This window comes from Petrimonas sp., from assembly GCF_963921705.1.
Taxonomy (GTDB): domain Bacteria; phylum Bacteroidota; class Bacteroidia; order Bacteroidales; family Dysgonomonadaceae; genus Petrimonas; species Petrimonas sulfuriphila.
In genome coordinates this window covers 2,815,349-2,833,589 of the sequence record NZ_OY997410.1, presented here as the reverse complement: position 1 = coordinate 2,833,589, position 18,241 = coordinate 2,815,349, and the positions used below count along the sequence as shown (strand labels likewise).

19 protein-coding genes and 1 pseudogene are annotated in these 18,241 nt (G+C 43.8%); 16 read left to right on the top strand and 4 right to left on the bottom strand.

Annotated features, from left to right (window positions below; genetic code table 11):
* From xerD to AACM02_RS11860, 13 genes and pseudogenes are all read left to right on the top strand, one after another.
* Positions 1-897 carry a site-specific tyrosine recombinase XerD gene (xerD, locus tag AACM02_RS11920; RefSeq protein ID WP_332456053.1) on the top strand — a complete coding sequence of 299 codons (897 nt, stop codon included), beginning with the start codon at positions 1-3 and terminating at the stop codon, positions 895-897.
* A 120-nt stretch (positions 898-1,017) separates the two neighbouring features.
* Positions 1,018-2,142, top strand: a complete 1,125-nt coding sequence (gene dnaN / locus AACM02_RS11915) for a DNA polymerase III subunit beta (RefSeq protein ID WP_332456052.1) — start codon at positions 1,018-1,020, stop codon at positions 2,140-2,142.
* Between the two features lie 3 nt (positions 2,143-2,145).
* Positions 2,146-2,916: a 3'-5' exonuclease gene (locus tag AACM02_RS11910; RefSeq protein ID WP_339117099.1), complete on the top strand. Its 771-nt coding sequence runs from the start codon at positions 2,146-2,148 to the stop codon at positions 2,914-2,916.
* A gap of 10 nt (positions 2,917-2,926) precedes the next feature.
* A complete protein-coding gene (locus AACM02_RS11905) occupies positions 2,927-3,622 on the top strand; it encodes a DUF5715 family protein (RefSeq protein ID WP_339117098.1) in 696 nt (231 codons plus the stop codon).
* Between the two features lie 31 nt (positions 3,623-3,653).
* A complete protein-coding gene (locus tag AACM02_RS11900) occupies positions 3,654-4,403 on the top strand; it encodes a hypothetical protein (RefSeq protein ID WP_214063604.1) in 750 nt (249 codons plus the stop codon).
* Between the two features lie 10 nt (positions 4,404-4,413).
* A complete protein-coding gene (gene truA / locus AACM02_RS11895; RefSeq protein ID WP_214063605.1) occupies positions 4,414-5,175 on the top strand; it encodes a tRNA pseudouridine(38-40) synthase TruA in 762 nt (253 codons plus the stop codon).
* Positions 5,176-5,283: 108 nt separating this feature from the next.
* Positions 5,284-6,606 (top strand): C10 family peptidase, encoded by a 1,323-nt coding sequence (locus tag AACM02_RS11890; protein WP_286848697.1) that lies wholly within the window; start codon positions 5,284-5,286, stop codon positions 6,604-6,606.
* A gap of 17 nt (positions 6,607-6,623) precedes the next feature.
* Positions 6,624-7,262: a hypothetical protein gene (locus AACM02_RS11885; RefSeq protein ID WP_286848699.1), complete on the top strand. Its 639-nt coding sequence runs from the start codon at positions 6,624-6,626 to the stop codon at positions 7,260-7,262.
* A 173-nt stretch (positions 7,263-7,435) separates the two neighbouring features.
* Complete coding sequence (locus tag AACM02_RS11880; protein ID WP_286848701.1) at positions 7,436-7,849, top strand: DUF4377 domain-containing protein; 414 nt, start codon at positions 7,436-7,438, stop codon at positions 7,847-7,849.
* 6 nt (positions 7,850-7,855) lie between these two features.
* Positions 7,856-8,665, top strand: a pseudogene (locus tag AACM02_RS11875) (M12 family metallopeptidase).
* A 47-nt stretch (positions 8,666-8,712) separates the two neighbouring features.
* A complete protein-coding gene (locus tag AACM02_RS11870) occupies positions 8,713-9,012 on the top strand; it encodes a transposase (RefSeq protein WP_071135911.1) in 300 nt (99 codons plus the stop codon).
* Positions 9,009-9,902, top strand: a complete 894-nt coding sequence (locus AACM02_RS11865; RefSeq protein ID WP_339116238.1) for an IS3 family transposase — start codon at positions 9,009-9,011, stop codon at positions 9,900-9,902. The genes AACM02_RS11870 and AACM02_RS11865 overlap by 4 nt, the downstream gene beginning before the upstream one ends.
* 294 nt (positions 9,903-10,196) lie before the next feature.
* Positions 10,197-10,793 (top strand): rhodanese-related sulfurtransferase, encoded by a 597-nt coding sequence (locus AACM02_RS11860; protein WP_339117097.1) that lies wholly within the window; start codon positions 10,197-10,199, stop codon positions 10,791-10,793.
* A gap of 7 nt (positions 10,794-10,800) precedes the next feature.
* Here the strand turns inward: AACM02_RS11860 and ccsA are convergent, their stop codons facing one another.
* The 4 genes from ccsA to nrfH are packed head-to-tail and all read right to left on the bottom strand — an operon-like array spanning position 10,801 to position 15,028.
* On the bottom strand, positions 10,801-11,595 hold the full coding sequence (ccsA, locus tag AACM02_RS11855; RefSeq protein WP_339117096.1) for a cytochrome c biogenesis protein CcsA: 795 nt from the start codon (positions 11,593-11,595) through the stop codon (positions 10,801-10,803).
* A 7-nt stretch (positions 11,596-11,602) separates the two neighbouring features.
* The gene (locus AACM02_RS11850; protein ID WP_286848707.1) at positions 11,603-12,877 is read right to left on the bottom strand and encodes a cytochrome c biogenesis protein ResB; all 1,275 of its coding nucleotides are present in this window, start codon (positions 12,875-12,877) and stop codon (positions 11,603-11,605) included.
* Positions 12,878-12,899: 22 nt separating this feature from the next.
* Entirely contained in the window at positions 12,900-14,396 is a 1,497-nt protein-coding gene (gene nrfA / locus AACM02_RS11845; protein ID WP_286848709.1) for an ammonia-forming cytochrome c nitrite reductase, read from the bottom strand.
* 26 nt (positions 14,397-14,422) lie between these two features.
* On the bottom strand, positions 14,423-15,028 hold the full coding sequence (nrfH, locus tag AACM02_RS11840; protein WP_286848712.1) for a cytochrome c nitrite reductase small subunit: 606 nt from the start codon (positions 15,026-15,028) through the stop codon (positions 14,423-14,425).
* Positions 15,029-15,221: 193 nt separating this feature from the next.
* On the opposite strand from nrfH, the gene AACM02_RS11835 reads away from it, so the two are divergent.
* The 3 genes from AACM02_RS11835 to zwf all read left to right on the top strand — a co-directional run bounded on the left by AACM02_RS11835 (position 15,222) and on the right by zwf (position 18,227).
* On the top strand, positions 15,222-15,836 hold the full coding sequence (locus AACM02_RS11835) for a Crp/Fnr family transcriptional regulator (protein WP_332456045.1): 615 nt from the start codon (positions 15,222-15,224) through the stop codon (positions 15,834-15,836).
* A 17-nt stretch (positions 15,837-15,853) separates the two neighbouring features.
* The gene (locus tag AACM02_RS11830) at positions 15,854-16,627 is read left to right on the top strand and encodes a prolyl oligopeptidase family serine peptidase (protein ID WP_339117095.1); all 774 of its coding nucleotides are present in this window, start codon (positions 15,854-15,856) and stop codon (positions 16,625-16,627) included.
* An 82-nt stretch (positions 16,628-16,709) separates the two neighbouring features.
* Complete coding sequence (gene zwf, locus AACM02_RS11825) at positions 16,710-18,227, top strand: glucose-6-phosphate dehydrogenase (RefSeq protein ID WP_332456192.1); 1,518 nt, start codon at positions 16,710-16,712, stop codon at positions 18,225-18,227.
* Positions 18,228-18,241 lie beyond the last annotated feature (14 nt).

Below are 18,241 nucleotides of genomic sequence, written 5' to 3'. Positions count from 1 at the left end.
ATGCAACGAAACTCACCTGTCGAAAAATACAAACGCTACCTGCTCTTGGAAAGAGGGCTATCGTCAAACACCATTGACGCTTATATGACCGATCTGCAAAAACTGATTGATTTTGCAGAGACCCGGAACCTTTCCTTCACTGAAATGAAGCTTCAACACTTGGAGGAGTTTCTTGCTGAATTGCACGACAACGGTATAAAAGCTCGTTCGGTGGCACGGATAATATCGGGGATTAAGTCTTTTTTTCATTATCTTGTCCTTGACGGATTTATCGAGGAAAACCCCGGCCTGTTGTTGGAAGCTCCCAAAATTGGGTTGAAGCTGCCGGTAGTGCTGTCTGTTGAGGAAATCGATTGCTTGTTAGACAGAATAGATGTCTCCACTGCCGAAGGTGCCCGAAACTATGCGATTATCGAAACACTATACAGTTGTGGACTGCGTGTGTCTGAACTGACTAACCTCAGGTTCTCCGATTTGTTCTTCGATGAAGGGTTTATACGCGTACAGGGGAAGGGTAGCAAGCAACGGCTGGTTCCCATATCGGAAACAGCTATCCAAAAAATAAAAAATTATCTCTTGCACCGCAATCAACAAAGGGTGAAAAAAGGAAGTGAAGATGTTGTTTTTTTAAGTTCAAGAGGAACAGCTATCTCGCGTGTCACGGTTTTTTATTATATCAGGCAATACGCTGAGGCAGCTGGAATCAGCAAGGAGATCAGTCCACATGTTTTTCGTCATTCATTTGCTACACACCTGTTGGAAAGAGGAGCGAACATCCGTGTAATTCAGGAAATGCTGGGGCATGAAAAAATCACAACTACCGAAATATATACTCACATGGACCGAAGTTTTCTGAGGCAAGAGATTATTGAACATCATCCCCGGAATAAGAAATGACCAAATGCTCTTATCGACAAATCTTGGAAAAATTGGACAGACAAATCTTTTCAAAACGGATAATTTTGTATATTTGCTAAATTATATCAAAACATCAAACATTAAATAAATTCACTCCCTATGAAATTTGTAGTATCAAGCGCCACATTGTTGAGCCATCTGCAAGCGATCAGCAGAGTTATCAATTCAAAAAATTCGTTACCTATTTTGGATTGTTTTCTCTTGGAACTGGACGGAAATGTGTTGACCATTACAGCCGCCGACAACGAAACCCGATTGGAAACCAAAGTCGAAGTGAACAGCTCGGAAGGAACAGGCAGCTTGGCCATTAATTCCAAAAACCTGTTGGACCCGTTGAGAGAGCTTCCCGACCAGCCGCTCACTTTCGATGTAAACGACGAAACGCTTGAAATTTACATATACTACCACAACGGGAAGTACAATTTTGTAGGTTTAAAAGGCGATGAATATCCAAGACCCAAAGAGTTGAAAGAATCGGCAATAGGACTCAATATTCCTGCCGAAACACTTTTCAACGGCATCAACAGAACTGTTTTCGCTACGGCTGACGATGAATTGCGCCCGGTGATGAACGGTATCTATTTCGATATCACTACAGATGACCTGACTTTCGTTGCTTCAGACGGACACAAGCTTGTGCGTGTAATTCATAAAGACGTGAAAGGGGATGGAAGATCGTCGTTTATTCTGCCGAAAAAACCGGCTAACTTGCTGAGGTCGCTCCTTCCGAAGGAAAACGGAACGGTGGATGTGAAATTTGACGAAAACAATGCGTACATAACGATGTCGAACTTTGTGATGATCTGTCGTTTCGTGGAAGGACGCTATCCCAATTACAATTCGGTAATTCCACAAAATAATCCCAACAACGTTACGCTCGACAGGCTTGCGTTGCTGAATGCTTTAAAACGCGTGAGCGTATTTTCAAATCCGGCAAGCAGTCTGGTAAAGCTGCAACTGTCGGAAGACAAAATTGTTGTTTCGGCGCAGGATATTGATTTTCTGACTTCAGCAGAAGAAATGATTCCTTGCCAGTATAACGGAAACGTAATGAATATTGGTTTTAAAGCTGTTTTCCTGATTGATATACTGAACAATATTCCATCCACCGATGTGAAGCTCGAACTTTCTGATCCTTCGCGTGCCGGAATTATTCTTCCTGCCGAAAACGAAGAAAACGAAGACATGCTCACACTGCTGATGCCGATGATGTTAAATGATTGATAAATGAAACTAAACCTCAAAAACCCGCTGGTTTTCTTTGACTTGGAAACCACGGGGATAAATATTACAAAAGACAGGATTGTAGAAATATCGTTACTGAAAGTCCATCCGAACGGGAAAGAAGAAATAAAATCCCGGCTTATCAACCCCGAGATGCCTATTCCTGCCCAGTCGACAGCCATTCACGGTATCACCGATGATGATGTGAAAGATAGTCCGACCTTTAAACAAGTGGCAAAATCGTTGGCCGATATGTTGGAAGGTTGCGATTTAGCGGGCTTCAATTCCAGCCGCTTCGACGTCCCGATGCTTTCTGAAGAATTTCTTCGGGCAGGAGTGGATTTCGACATGAGCAAACGGAAGTTTGTGGATGTTCAGATTATCTTCCACAAAAAGGAACAACGAACGCTGGAGGCAGCTTATAAATTTTATTGCGACAAAGAGTTGCAAAACGCACACTCCGCAGAGGCAGACACCATTGCTACTTACGAGGTATTGAAATCACAACTCGACCGTTATCCCGACTTGGAAAACGATGTTGCATTCTTATCCAAAGAGTATTCCAGCTTTAACAATAACGTGGATTTTGCCGGACGGATTATTTTCGATGATAAAGGAGTTGAGGTATTTAATTTCGGTAAACACAAGGGTAAGCCGGTGGCACAGGTCTTACGCAACGAGCCCAGTTATTACTCGTGGATGATGGATGGCGACTTTCCATTAAACACCAAGCAGGTGCTTACGAAAATAAGGCTTCGGGAAATGAACGGTTAAAACGGCTGTTATGATTTATTTCCGATGGATGCTCTTGGTTTCACTTCCTTTTCTGATCTTGTGTTGTGGAAAAGGTAAAGCGGAGACCACCGAAACTGCCGAAACCGTCAAGACGGCACGTGGAATTCCGTTGGAGCGGAAACAACGGTTTTCGGGGAATTACAACATGGAGTTCAACGATTTACAGGATGCTCACTTGTCGGCTGCTACTGCCTTGGGTATTTCACCGATGGCTTTACGCAACGATACGTTGAAGCTGAAAGATGAGCTTGTCCGATTGCCGGATGAACTGGAACTTTACAAAATGTACGATTTAACCCATTCTATTCCGTTTCTGGTTCCTTCAGCAGCGCAGTTGTTTGTTGATATTACGCGGAATTTCAGGGATTCGCTTTACAGCAAAGATCTACCTCTTTACCGGCTTTACCTGACCAGTATCCTCCGCACCGATGAAGACCTTTCAATATTGACAAAAAGGAATATCAACGCCAGTGAAAACTCCACACATCGTTACGGAACTACCTTCGACATATCGTGGAAACGTTTCGACCCGGTGATGCCAGATTCCATTCGCCAGGTCCCGCCGGAACGGTTGAAGCTTGTGTTGGCGCAGGTACTTTTCGACTTAAAAAATCAACAACGGTGTTACGTGAAACACGAGCGGAAGCAGGCTTGTTTCCATATAACGGCAAGGGAAGAAAAGTAAATTTTATTCGTAATCTGTTATTAATTTGGTTATGAAGAATCCATTTTTATTTCTACTGATAGGTGCCGGGTTGTTGACATCTGGTTGTTCTACCTATTATTTTTCAACGGTGGAGTCGTATCACAACCGTATTCCTGCAACCGAAAACGGTTATTTTACAACGGAGAAAAACGGTATCGTGGTTACTTATTCGTTCAACGAATATGGAGGGACTGTAAATTATGAGGTGTATAACACGTCAGATAATCAATTGTTTATCGATTTAAGCAAATCAACCCTTGTTGCCGAGGATTTTGCTGTTCAGCACGGGAAAAGGGCTTCTGATGCCGGTTCGTCTGATAGTGCCAATCAGTCCGATACAAAGTTGTTTGTTCCCCCTCATTCACGAACAAGCTTTTCGCCGGTTTTACTTTACGATCTGTACGATATGCGCCTGCCAAAGCAACACTATGAAAAAGTCAGTATCGGGGGAAGTACCGTCAAAGGCATTGTCTTCTCGCCCGAAAATTCACCACTTATGTTTCGCACCTATCTAACTGTTGTTGATGGTAATGACCAATCGGAAACCGTTTTTGAAGACCTGTTTTTCATATCGCGCGCCTATAAAGTAAATTCTGCCAACAATTTTTTGATGAGCTATGCAAAACAACGGGGCGATATCTATTATTTTTCAGAGACAAATACTACCGGACAGGTGTTGGGCTGGACAACAGCCATCGTGTTGGTGGTGGGTGTGGCAGCTTTGACGGGAGGGGAGATTGTAGAAGAGACCTCATATTAACAGATAAATGATGAAGCGCTTTTTCATTACACTTTCGTATAACGGGAAAAAATATGTGGGCTGGCAAATACAACCCAACGGAGTCAGTGTGCAGCAGGTGCTACAGGATGCCCTTTCTACCGTTTTACGTGAACCGGTGGAAGTGGTGGGAGCGGGCAGAACCGATGCGGGTGTGCATGCCCGGAAGATGGTGGCGCATGTTGATTTTTCGGATGAGCGTTTCGATTCAATGAGGTTGGTGAAAAACCTCAACAGCTTTCTGCCCCACGATATATCCATTCGCGAAATCCGGGAAGTGAGCCCCGACGCACATGCCCGCTTTTCAGCCATATCCCGGACGTATAAATATTACCTCACGACGGAAAAGAACCCGTTTCTGTACGATCTTACTTACCGGGTGTTTTTCCAACCCGATATAGACACCATGAATGCCTTGTGTGAGGTGTTGAAAGGATACGAAGACTTTACCAGCTTCAGCCGGCTGCATAGCGATGTGAAAACCAACAACTGCCGTATAAGCGAAGCTTACTGGGAACAGGAAGATACCACCCGTTTTACTTTTACCATCACCGCCGACCGATTCCTGCGCAATATGGTCCGCGCCATCGTGGGAACATTGCTCGAAGCCGGCCGGGGAAAACTGGACGAGCGTGGGTTTCGACGGATTATAGAAGCCAGGAACCGTCAGGTTGCCGGTGATTCTGCTCCCGGACATGCGTTGTTCCTTCACGAAGTGACCTATCCCGAGGAGGTCTGGGTGGTTGTCAGGTAACCGATGATTTACAGTATTTATAATAAATTGACGTTATTTAAAGCGTATTGATGCAACGGAAGCGGCATTCATTGCATCTATATAGTAAACGCTTTAAAAAAGATACGTATGAAAAATCTATTCAACAAGCTATGCATCCTCCTTTTTATTGCTCACTTTATTGCGTGTAGCCATGATGCAGTTGATGAAATGAGTGTCTTCACAGAAGATGGCACTGTCGTAAACACGTTCAAAGTTTCGGAAAACGAAGCCAGGGAAACGTTAATGTCTTTTTTGGACAGGTTTGATACAAGTTCTTCAGGCGGGGCTCGGAGCACATCCCAAAGGACAATCAAGGATATCCAGGCTTTCAATGTCAATCCAATGACAAGGGCTTCATCCGATGATGGCTATGAATTGCCTGAAGATCTGGAGACACTGTTCTACCTGATTAATTTCAATGATAACCAGGGATTCGGGATTGTGTCCGGAGATAAACGGACCACGCCTGTCCTTGCTATTATCGATGAAGGAGGATTGTCTTTGGATACTCTTTCGAGAGTTGATAATCCGGGATTTCTGATGTTTTTGGATCAAGTTGTGGTGATGCAATTGAATGAAATAGCCGAATATGACTCGCAGACAGGAGCCCGTCCTTTACCCGTTTCTCCGGAGACCAGGGCTACTCCGGGTGATGTGTCGCCGCGATTACAAACAAAATGGAGCCAGGGCGCACCTTATAATAAATTTGCTCCTAATGGTGTTACCGGGTGTGTAATAACAGCCGCGGCACAGGCGTTAAGCTATTTTCAAACAATAGGGCATGTCCAATGGCAATATCAGAACACATACGGTGCAAGTCCATTGAATTGGAGTCAAATTATTGCCGACAGCGAGGATTATCTCGGAGGGTATGGAAGGCTTCATCGTACAGCTCTAGAACATGCTCAATCAGCAGACCAGGTTTCTCACCTGATGCGCTATCTGGGTGTAACCCTTAAAGCTACTTACAACAAGGGGAATAAGAAAGAAGGCCCTAGCACAAGCGCAGATTCAGGTGATGCCATAAAACATTTAAAAAATTGGTGCGGCCTTTCATCTTCAACCTCTTTAAGAGACTATAATGCTGATGGCGTTCGCGTCGCACTCCAACATAATCCAAACTCTCTTGTCTGGGCAAGAGGTAATGGCAATAGAACGAATAAATTCTTAGGTATGATATATACGTACAAAGACGGGCATGCCTGGATCATTGATGGAATAAGAATAATAGGGTCGACGGACTACGTGCATTGCAACTGGGGATGGGGCGGCAAATGCGACGGATACTTTGTGAGCGGCAGTTTTAACACGCAAGCGCCTCCCGCATTCTTAGACCCGATCGACGATGACCCGGGAACCGAACCGTATAATTATAGGTATAAAAAGCAATATGCCGTGCTATCCCGATAACTTAAAAGAATGAGACAATGAAACGGATTCATATTTTATTTTTGGCCGGACTGCTCCCTTTCCTGTCCGGATGCGACAAGAATGAAGGCGTGTATGCCTATTCAAAAGAAATAGAAATTCAATATGTTGATAAACAGGGGAATATTTTATATTTCGATAAGGACGGGAATATCTCCTGTTTTGACAAGGTTGACTATTTTTCGCGGAAATTGAACGAGGAAGACTTTTTGACGACCTGCCCGATGGAGATCATATCCTTTACGAATGAAAGGGGTATCCCCGTGGAATATAAATTAGATTACCAGGTAGGTCATTTGTTCAGATTTCGCATGAATGATGGGCGAAAAAGCGAATACGGTTATGTCGTTAAATACAAAATCCCGCTTATTACCGGAGATTCAGTGGAAGAATTAAGGGTCACGCTCAAAGAAAACCACGGATTTCCCTGCGGGTGGCACAACTGCCGGTATAATGGGAAAGATATTCGCGTTTATACCATGGAGGAAATTTTCCCGGATTATCATAACCCCCAGCAAGTTTTTGATAAAGAAAAGCATGCCCGTAGGTTGACGGAAATGCTGTATAGCGGGAATTTGGTAGCACATGAAGTAGAGGGATTCATTCTTGTCATAATTCCTGTTGATATTGCTTTGTAAATACATTTATGATGTAGTCATGCGGGAGCATGAAGTTTCTTATAAAAGGGATAAGAAATTATGGCACATTTCATAGGTTATGCAATATTCATTGGGATTGATAAGGTATATTTGAGTTTTTTGGTATTTTAAACACATAATGAAACCAAGTTATGAATTAAAACCATTGAACGATGAAAACAACTAAATTATTATTAGAAATTTTTTTAAGTGTATGTGTAGCATATGCTTTCCTCACGTCTTGTACAGATAGTGAATACGAACCTTTCAAGGAAGTACTGGTGATTGCATCTGAAACAGTTAAAACAAATGAGGGAATTGCATATTGGGTAAAAGTAAATGGAAGTGACACATGGAAAATGATGCATACACAGATTGCAAATTTCAACCATGAAAGAGGGTACGAATATGTAGTTGAAGTGAGCGTAAAAAAAATTAAGGATCCAGGACCAGATCAATCAAGTCACAAGTATACGCTTATAAAAATCATATCAAAAGAGAAGAAGGATTCAGAAGTTCCCCTTTTTACAACAGATTTCGCTGATCTTAAAAGTCGGAATGAGACTGCTTTCCCGAATGCCATCTGAGAAGTTGTGACTTTACCAGACGGGACGCAATTTGAAAAGGTAGATTCTTTTTATATTTATCAGGGAGATATAGTCCTGAATGAAGAACAGGTTAATACTTTATTCAACAGTAGTTCTGATACACGTTCCGGTATCTCTACAAGTTCTGTAAAGTATTGGCATAGCCATAGAGTATATTATACTTTTGCTTCAGGATTTATTCTTAAACAAAATGTATATGATGCTATTCAGGAATGGGAGACAAAAACTAGTTTAAGATTTATTGAAGGCACGGGATATGGTGATTATATTGAATTTTTTCATGGTGATGGAAATTATTCAAATTCAATAGGACGGAAAGATGGAAAACAAGTAATAAGCCTTTCAGAAACAGGCTCTAACACAGGGACAGCTATACATGAAATTGGTCACGCTGTTGGACTTATTCATGAATAGTGCAAAAATGACAGGGATGATTTTGTTACTATATTATGGCAAAATATTGATCCTAAGTATACTAGTCAGTTTAATTTATATCCTGCCGGAGCAATCAGAGATATAGGACCCTTTGATTTTTCTTCTGTAATGCTATACTCTTCTGATGCTTTTTCTGAAAACGGAAATCCAACAATGACAACAACAGATGGTTTTTTCTTTATCGGACAACGGGCATTTCTATCAGCAGGGGATGTGGAGGGGGTAAAGTCAGCATATGGACCTCCTTTTCATAATGAAAAAGAGACAGTTACTGTAATTAATGAATATGTATCAGGCTTGGATGACTACAGCGAATACGATGTAGATTACACAATTTATTTTTATAACTGGAATTACTAACTTAGCCGGGACACAGAGTTAAGCATAAACGCTTATTTTTGTGTAATATGAGAAAACAAAGAACCCATTTTGACAAGGCATTCAAAGAGAATGCGGTCAAACTCAGTTTAGAACGCAAGAATATTTCCGAGCTTGCACAGGAATTGGGTATTGCCCCCTTTCTTTTATATCGTTGGCGGAAAGAATACCAGCAGAAAGGAGAAGCCAGTTTCCCCGGACACGGTGTCCAGTCATTAAGTGAAGATACCAAAAGGATTGCTGAACTGGAAAAACGCCTTGGCGAGGCTGAAACGGAGCGGGACATATTAAAAAAAGCTTTGAGCATCATCTCCAAGAGAGATCGTTGATCTATCTCTTTATAAAGGAATATAACTCGAAACAATGGACGGTCGAGGTGATGTGCAGAGTACTGAAAGTCCCCAGGAGCAGTTATTACCGCTGGCTTAAAGATCCGGAGGGCCAACGTAAGCGCAAATATATGGAGCTGGACGAAAAGATCAGGGATGCATATTTTGCAGCCAGGGGACGCAATGGAAGCCCCCGGCTGGCAAAGGATTTGCAGGTATCCGGAACTCCTGTCTCGAGAACCACTGTAGCATGCCACATGAGGAAAATGGGCTTGCGCAGCAAACTCTCGAGACGATTCAAAGTGACGACGGATGCCTCTCACAACTATAAGGTTGCTCCAAATCTGTTGAATCGCGAATTTAATCAGAATGAGCCTGTGAAAGCGTGTGTCTCTGACCTGACGTATATTCCGTGTAAGGATGGATTTCTTTATCTGACCTGTGTGCTGGATCTTTTTGACCGCAAACTGATCGGATGGTCCATAAGCGATCATATGAATGCATCCCATACCGTAGTTCCGGCCATCAGGATGGCCAATAGGAACAGACCTTTTGGAGAAGGAATGATATTTCATTCTGACCGGGGCATACAATATGCTTGCAAACAGACTGTCAATCTGTTGAAATCCTTGAAGCTGGAACAAAGTATGAGTGGAAAGGGAAATTGTTGGGATAATGCCGTGGCTGAAAGCTTTTTCAAAACTTTCAAATCTGAATTGGTCTATGGTACCAAACTCAAAACAAGAGAGCAAATGCGCTTGTATGTATTTGAATATATTGAATCCTGGTATAATCATAAAAGAAGATTCTCAGCATTGGGAAACTTAACCATTGATGAATTTTGGAATCAGTATAATATTAAAAAAGATTCAATTAAAAATGTCGCTTAACTTTTTGTCTCAATTAAGTTTGCAAGTCCAAACGACATAAATTGCGTGCAACGGTCATCATTAGTATATCCTCGGAATATAACTTATATTGAAGAAAGACACACATGCAATAGATACGGGGATGATATAAATGTATCCAGAACATATAGAAATATATTAGTACCCGCCGGTGCAACTTCATATAATCTGGGCACTGTTCGCAATATTGAACACTATATAATGAGTAATCCTAATGTAATTGATAGAACTATATATTATGTTTTAAAATAAATGTGAGGGTGATAATAAATAAGTGTGCCTGAAAGTAATTTTAACGCCTTTAGGGAAACCCTTTATCAGCTTTCGCCTGAGCTTGATGGCCTTCGTTTGAACATTGCTATTGACGATGACGGTAAATCATTCTGGGTGTTACGGTGTAAAGTCCCTTCCAATACTTTTCGCGAACAATTGCCGATGGCTGTGGAAATGTTGAAAGAAAACAAGGATAAAAATATCGTGATGTACTGTACCGGAGGCATACGGTGTGAGAAAGCCAGCGCTTACCTGCGTTACAAAGGCTTTCCCCACGTATTTCACGTAGAAGGCGGTGTGATAGAATATGCCCGTAAAGCCAGGGAACAATGTTTGCCGTTGAAATTTATCGGAAAAAACTTCGTGTTTGATGAGCGTTTGGGAGAGCGGATTACCGATGATATTATCGCTCAATGCCATCAATGTGGTAAGCCTTGCGACAACCATACCAATTGTAACAACGACGGATGTCACCTGTTGTTTATTCAGTGCGATGAGTGTAAAAACAAGTACGACGGCTGTTGCAGTGATGAATGTAAGGAAGAGTTTCATTTGCCCGAAGAAGAACAACGGGCACGTCGTGCAGGAAGAGTCAATTAACTCCCACTTATCTTACAGAGTAGGTATGCACGCTTCTCTCCCGGGCAGATGGCAGGTAATTGATTCCGTACCAGCATACCTGAAGCAGGATAAAGGCCAAAAGGAGAATAGTCATCGATGTCTTATTTTTCGATGTTTTCAGGAGCCGGTAATGGATGTAGACCAGGTATCCGAGCCACGTAGCGGCTGCCCACGTCTCTTTCGGATCCCAGCTCCAGTAATGTCCCCAGGCTTCTTTTGCCCAGATCGCCCCCATTAGCATGCCCATCGTAACAAAAGCAACACCCACATACACCAGGTTGTCGGTCATATCCATGATACGTTCTTTGTCCTGGAGTTTTTCCTCCCGGAACAGGTAGTACAGGGCGACCAGCGTTACCGCTCCCAGAATGGCGTAAGAAAACATATAGATAATAACGTGCGGGGCAAACCACGGACTTTGCAGGGCAGGCATCAACACCTTATTGTGGATATCGGGTTTAGCGATGTTCACAACGATAAAAACCGCCGAAAGGATGGTGCTGAACGATAATATCCATTTGTATCCCCAACGCTGGTAAGTTATCAGTCCGGCAACCGGCAGAAAAAAGGAATACCACAACCGGGTTTCACCCATCGTGCGCAACGGCGGCCGTTCCAGGGATATCCACATACCGAGGATAAACGAGAAGAACACTCCCAGGCCTAAAACCGTAAACAAAGCCGGTAGCGTTTTTTTAGGTCTTCTTAGTGCCCATGCCGACGCTACTGTCCAAAGCAAAACTGATGGTATGGCAAAAAAGATAAAATGGTCCCAGGTCATGTTCAATTTATGATTTACGATTTTTTTTAGGCCCTGCAATAAACAGGAACAGTGCTCCGGCCAGCAACATGAAAATACCGGTGTAAACTACCGGTAACCAGGGGTCTCGAACGAGTTCGAAAACACTGGTTTTGGAATATTTGCCCATTTTTTCGTCGTAACTGTACTGGTAGATAATCCAGTCTTCTATTGACAAAGGTTTGTTCACTTCGATATTCGCTTTTTTCCTGTGTCCGGCTTCCGTGAAAACAGTGACTTGTGAAGTGTATTTCTTCACTTCCTGCACGGGCATTGCCACACTGGAGGTTTCATCGATGTACAATACCTGATAGGGAAACAAATAACTTCCGTTGCTTACCCAGCCTTCAACAGGTGCTTTTAAAGACGGGTTGGTTACCCGTACTTTCAAGGCAGTGGCTGCTCCGTCCATAAGCATAGGTACAACACTTGTAAAGGCAGAGTCCCTTACTACAGCCGCTTGCGGAATATATTCGAGCACTTCGATAGTATTTCCGTTTAGTTGAGTTGGTTTGCCCAACCCTTCAAACATGTACGATCCGGGACGGTTTACGGGCAGGATTTTTCCCGTGCGATTATCAATGACAACCAGTTTTGGTGGATATTCTTCTATTATAAACGTATCCAGTTCAATAGCTACAGGAAGCTCCTTGAGGTTACCCAGAGCATCGTGTGCACGCCATTCTGTGTTCCCTTCCACAACCGTCATGGTGTACCGTTGCATGTCGCCGCTTCCCAACAGGCCGCCCCCCAGAGCAAAAAACAATCCTAGGTGGTTGAGGTAGAATCCGATCAGCCTCCACGATTGAGATTTGCGGGTTTTTCTCAGCACTGTGAGTCCTAGAATTACCAGGATGTAAAAACAGAGAAGCACGAATGCCCATGAAGTTGTCATCCGGTACCATCCCATCCGGCTGAAAATGTTGTTCGGCAGATGTTCCTGCGGTTCGTGTATAGTGAACTGAGGTGTCAGCCCCAGAATGACGATAGACAACAGCACCACAAGCATAGCCGGAACGGTTGACCTTGCGCCCGACAACCAGCGGACAACGTGATTGTCTCTCAGCAGAAAGTGGCAACAAAGAAGCCCTGCAACCAGCAGGGCCCCGACGGTGGTATTTACAGGGGAACGGAAATCAGCGGGGCGAATATTGCCGAGCAGGAGCTGCAGCAGGAGTCCTGTCAGTGCAATGCCTCCGGCAACTATAAATCCTTCGGTGTAGCTCCACGGTTTCTCCCATATTCTTCGAGCGTCTTTGTTCATAATTACCCGTGACGATGCCGTTTTATCTTCTGCTCACCAACCGGTTATTGGCTTTAGCTGTTTCCAGCCATTTGGGGACAACCGTTTCCATGAATTGCTTTTTTGCTTCTCTTTCCTGCCGCATGTCCAGACCGATATAAGCTTGTGCTTTTTCTTTGGTGGAGATGTCGGGCATGGGGACATCGCCGATGTAGCCGAGTTGCGCCAATACTTTAGAGAGGACGAAACGGGCTTTGTGGGCACGGTCGAGACTCATGGAGAGAATCCGCTGGAATTCAACCGGAGAGTGAAAAGAACCGCCATGCGAGGCTACGGCATAATCCCAACGCCATTGCGATTGACGAAGAAGTTGCAGCACCTCTTCCATTTGTGCTTCTGTAGCCCCTTTCTCCCAGGCAAATTTTGCTTCGATGTGGGCGGTTGCCAGTTCCTTTTCAACCCGGTTTCGGATTTCGTTAGCGCTGCGCTGACGCTCGAAGACTGCGGTACGTAAGGTCTCTTCGCTTTCACGGTGGCAAACCTGGCAAGTGTTGTTGATGCTTGCCAACGGACTTCTTACGTGGTGACTGGTGTATTTAACGCCGCCTTCCGATACGTAAGGCATGTGGCAATCGGCACACGAAACACCCCGTTGGGCATGAATGCCGGTTTTGTATATTTCGTAATCGGGATGTTGTGCTTTAATGATGGGGGCGCGGCTGAGCTTATGGGTATAGTCGGCAAACCGGATGCTGTCGTAATATTGTTCACCACCTTCCACGGTCAACCCATTGTGCCAGGGGAAAATAAGGTATTTCCCTTCGGGAGAGAAATAATACTCCACGTGGCATTGGGCGCAAGCCAGCGAACGCATTTCCTGTTGCGAAACCTTGTGGATGTCCTGGCCACTGTTTCTGAATCCTTCGATCAGTCCCGGACGGCTGATTTTAAGGTTCATGGTTTCAGCCTCGTGACAATCGGCACAACCGATGGGGTTTACCACTTCTTGTCCCAACGAGGCCCACGTGCCTTTGTAATATTCGGCAATTCCTAGCGAATCCATCAGGCGGGGAACATCGGGACTTTTACAGGTCCAGCAGGTTGCCGGCTGCGGACCTTCATCGGAAGACATGGGTGCACCTGTCCGTAACGTGTGGTGGATATCTTCTACCGCATGCATGTGTCCCCTGGGAGTTCCGTAGTCTTTCGAGAAAGCATACCCCGCCCAAAGAATCACCATTTCGGGACGTTGCGCCAGTACGTCCACCACGCTGCTTCCGTTAAATTCACTTTGAAAGGTGGTGTCAGCGGTTTTTATCCAGGATTCGTATTCACGCGGGTAGTTTTCTGCGAAAATTTCGTTTCTCGACTCAATGCCGGTGATATTCACTTTTTTGTTGTTTAGGATACTTACCACTTCAGCCCTGCGTTGAGTGATGGATGCGGCAAGCATTCCCAATAAAAAGACTATTCCAACCGTAACGAAGAATAAAAGCCAGGCTACCCAAGGTTTCATCTTTCTGTTATCATTACTACTCATAGGGATAAATTTGCGGGTTATTTATTTTATTTTATCTGATTTCTTTTCATGGCTGTACTTAGCCAGTCTGGCACATGGGTGTCTGGCATCGGTACATGTGAATGGGGAGTGGACACTTCCGAGCGGCTTCTCGTGTGAGGAACATCCCTGTGGCAATCCCAGCAGGCATTTCCTCCCATTTCCTTCATCTCTTTATAGCCCATTCTTCCGGTATTTACAAACTCCTGATTAAGCTGTGTGTGACAACGGATGCAATTGTCCATGATGACCTCAGAACTGGCTTCTATGGTTTGCAGGGCTGTCTTCTCGCCTCTCAGTGTAAAAACGGCGGAGTGACGAAGCCCATCCTTGGCTTTAAAAAAATACTTATTCACGATATTGTTGTGCGGAACATGGCAGTCGTTACAGGTGGTGTTCCGGGCGTGTGAACTGTGGGTCCAAGTGGCGTAATAAGGACTCATCACGTGGCAGTTAACACAGGTTCTGGGGTTGTCGGATAAATAACTGTAGGCGCGAGAGGTGAAAAAAGTATAGATAAACAACCCTGCAAACGCTCCCACGATGATGATTGCCGGGTATTTCCAGCCTCCTCTGGGTTTTATCTCGTTCCAAATGTGCGTTAGTTTTCCCATGATAATTTAGCTTGAAACTAGAGTTTCTCCACTTCAATACAAAAAAAGCGAATTTAACTGTAAAAGAATGTAATATTTATTACGAATTGAGAAAAAATAGTTATATTCGCTAATTACAATTAATCCTATGAACCCTCAACATTCAGAGTTTTTTCAAACTATTTTTCAATGCCCGCTGTGCAATTCTATTCCTGTGGAAGAAAGAGCCGACTTTTTACGCGACGTACGTTATAGCATAAAACGATACGGGAAAGGAGATATGCTGGTAGCGCAAGGATCAGTTTATGAGATGCTTTACATCGTTGTAAAAGGTGAAGTCGTCACAGAGATGTCTGATGAGAAAGGGGAGTTCGTAAAAATGGAACTGATCAGGGCCCCCAATCCCCTGGCAACCGGTTTTTTGTTTGCTACCGACAATATTTCACCGGTTACAGCATTGGCGAAAACCGATTGTGTGGTAATTCTTATTCCCAAAGATAATGTGTTTCTTTTGATGAGCAAGTACCGGGATTTTATGAAAGCGTTTTTAGCGTATATTTCGAACAAGGTAGCTTTTTTATCGGAAAAGTTAAGGCTTGCATCGTTGCGGACTATACGTGCCAAGCTGGGGTATTACCTTTTGAAAGAATCGAGGGGTGAACAGGAGTTTCAATTGAAGATGTCGAAAGAAGAGTTGTCGCGCTTGTTGGGTGTTTCACGGCCGGCATTGGTAAATGTTATGATGCAGATGGCGGATGAAGGGCTCATCGGCGTGGATAGACGAAAAATCCTGATAAAAGACAGGATAGCCTTGCAGCGCTTGTTTTAAATTATTTAAATGTCAATATGAAACAATTACTTATTATTCTCGTATTTACATTGGTCTCTTCCGCTGCTTTTGCGCAGCAAGAAGAGTATCAGAAGAAGACGTATGTTTCTTCCGAAAACGATACGTTGCTCTACAGGGAGTTAGTGCCTGAAAAATTGATACTGAACCAAAGCTATCCTTTGGTGATTTTTCTTCATGGTGCGGGAGAACGTGGAAACGATAACGAAGCACAACTGCGTCACGGTGGAAATATGTTTACAAATCCGGTGAATCGGGAAAAATATCCCGCTTTTGTGATCTTTCCTCAATGTCCCCAAGAAGACTTTTGGGCACCAAGAAACCGTTCGGCGGCCGCAGGAGAAAACCCTTTTAATCAGAATCCTCCTGTGTCTAAGGCGTTGAGCCTGGTAAAAAAAATTCTGGATGAAGCGATTGAGAAATATCCTGTGGATAGAAACAGAATTTACGTAGCCGGACTTTCGATGGGCGGGATGGGAACATTTGATATGTTGTGCCGATACCCTGATCTTTTTGCTGCCGCAATCCCTATCTGCGGGGGAGTAAGCACCGAAAGGCTGAGGAAAATTAAAACCAAAACAAATATTCGAATTTTTCACGGTGATGCCGATACAGTTGTCCCGGTTACCTATTCCCGTGAGGCATATAAGACTCTCAAGCAGAACAGGGCTAGCGTTGAATATAATGAATATCCGGGTGTAAATCATGACAGTTGGACTCCTGCATTCAACGAAGATGATTTCATGGCATGGCTTTTCAGTAAAAGAAAGTGAAGATTGACTCTTTTGAAAAAGCAACTTTTCCGCCGGTCGTTTGTTTACACTCTGTAGAAAATAGTATTTAACAATGAAAAAGATGGACAATCAGGCACTGGTTATTTTTGGTGCCTCCGGCGATCTTACCTATCGGAAACTGATGCCTTCGGTTTTCGATCTGTATATGAATAATTCACTTCCAGATGGTTATGCCGTTTTGGGCGTTAGTCGCTCAAAATTTACCGATTCCGAGTTTCGAAAAAAAATGAAGGAGGGGATCAAGGAGTTTTCACACTTCAAAAATGCAGGTGCGGAGAAGATAAACCACTTTTTAAAGAAAGTTTTTTACATCAGCATCGACACACAAAAGAGTGAAGATTATGAACTGGTGAAAAGTAAACTGAGGGAGTTGAATAAGAAATTGGATCTCCGCCACAACTATATTTTTTACCTTTCCACACCTCCGCAACTTTATCCGGTTATTCCAAAATATCTTTACGGGCAAGGGCTTACGTTACAACAAAAGGGATTCCGACGGATTATTATTGAAAAACCTTTCGGACACGATTTAAAGTCAGCTATGGAGTTGAATAAGTCGCTGACCGATTTTTTCAGCGAGGAACAAATTTATCGTATTGATCATTATCTGGGAAAGGAAACCGTTCAAAACCTGCTGGTTACTCGTTTTTCAAACGGGATTTTTGAACCGTTGTGGAACAGAAACTATGTGCAGCACGTGGAAATTACGGCTTCCGAAAGCATCGGAGTGGAGGGGCGCGGTGGATATTACGAAACTGCTGGCGCTATGCGTGATATGGTTCAGAATCACTTGCTTCAGGTGGCATCACTGGTAGCCATGGAGCCGCCGGCAAAAGTGACTTCTGAAGAGATCCGGCACGAGAAACTAAAAGTTTTCCGTTCGTTGCGTCCGTTGAACGAAGAGGATTTGCGAAACAATGTAATCCGGGGACAATATACCGAGTCGCATGTGAAAGGAAAATACCTTACCGGATACCGCGACGAAGAAGGTGTAGATAAAAATTCGCGGACGGAAACTTATTTTGCGATGAAGTTTTTTATCGATAATTGGCGTTGGAGCGGGGTGCCGTTTTATATCCGGTCGGGAAAGCGTTTACCTACAAGAGTTTCAGAAATTGTAATCCATTTCAAACCGTCGCCCACACAACTTTTTAAATCGGTTGACGGAGCTATTGAAGCAGGCAACCAGCTGATCCTGCGTATTCAGCCCGATGAGGGAATTTTATTAAAAACAGGTATGAAGGTCCCGGGAAACGGTTACGAGGTGAAATCGGTAAATGTGGATTTTCATTATTCCGACCTGAAAGACCATTATATCCCTGAAGCATACGAACGGTTGATCCTGGATTGCATGACGGGTGACAACACCCTGTATATGTCGGGGGAAGGGGCCGAATTGACGTGGAGATTTGTGCAACCCATTCTCGATTATTGGGAAAGTGATCCGGATGCACCTTTGTACGGTTATCCTTCCGGGTCTTGGGGCCCGGATAGCGCGGATAAGCTGATCGAAGGTGCGCAGACCTGGCGCTATCCGTGTAAAAACCTGGCGGATGATGGGGTTTATTGTGAATTGTAAATCGTAATTCCACT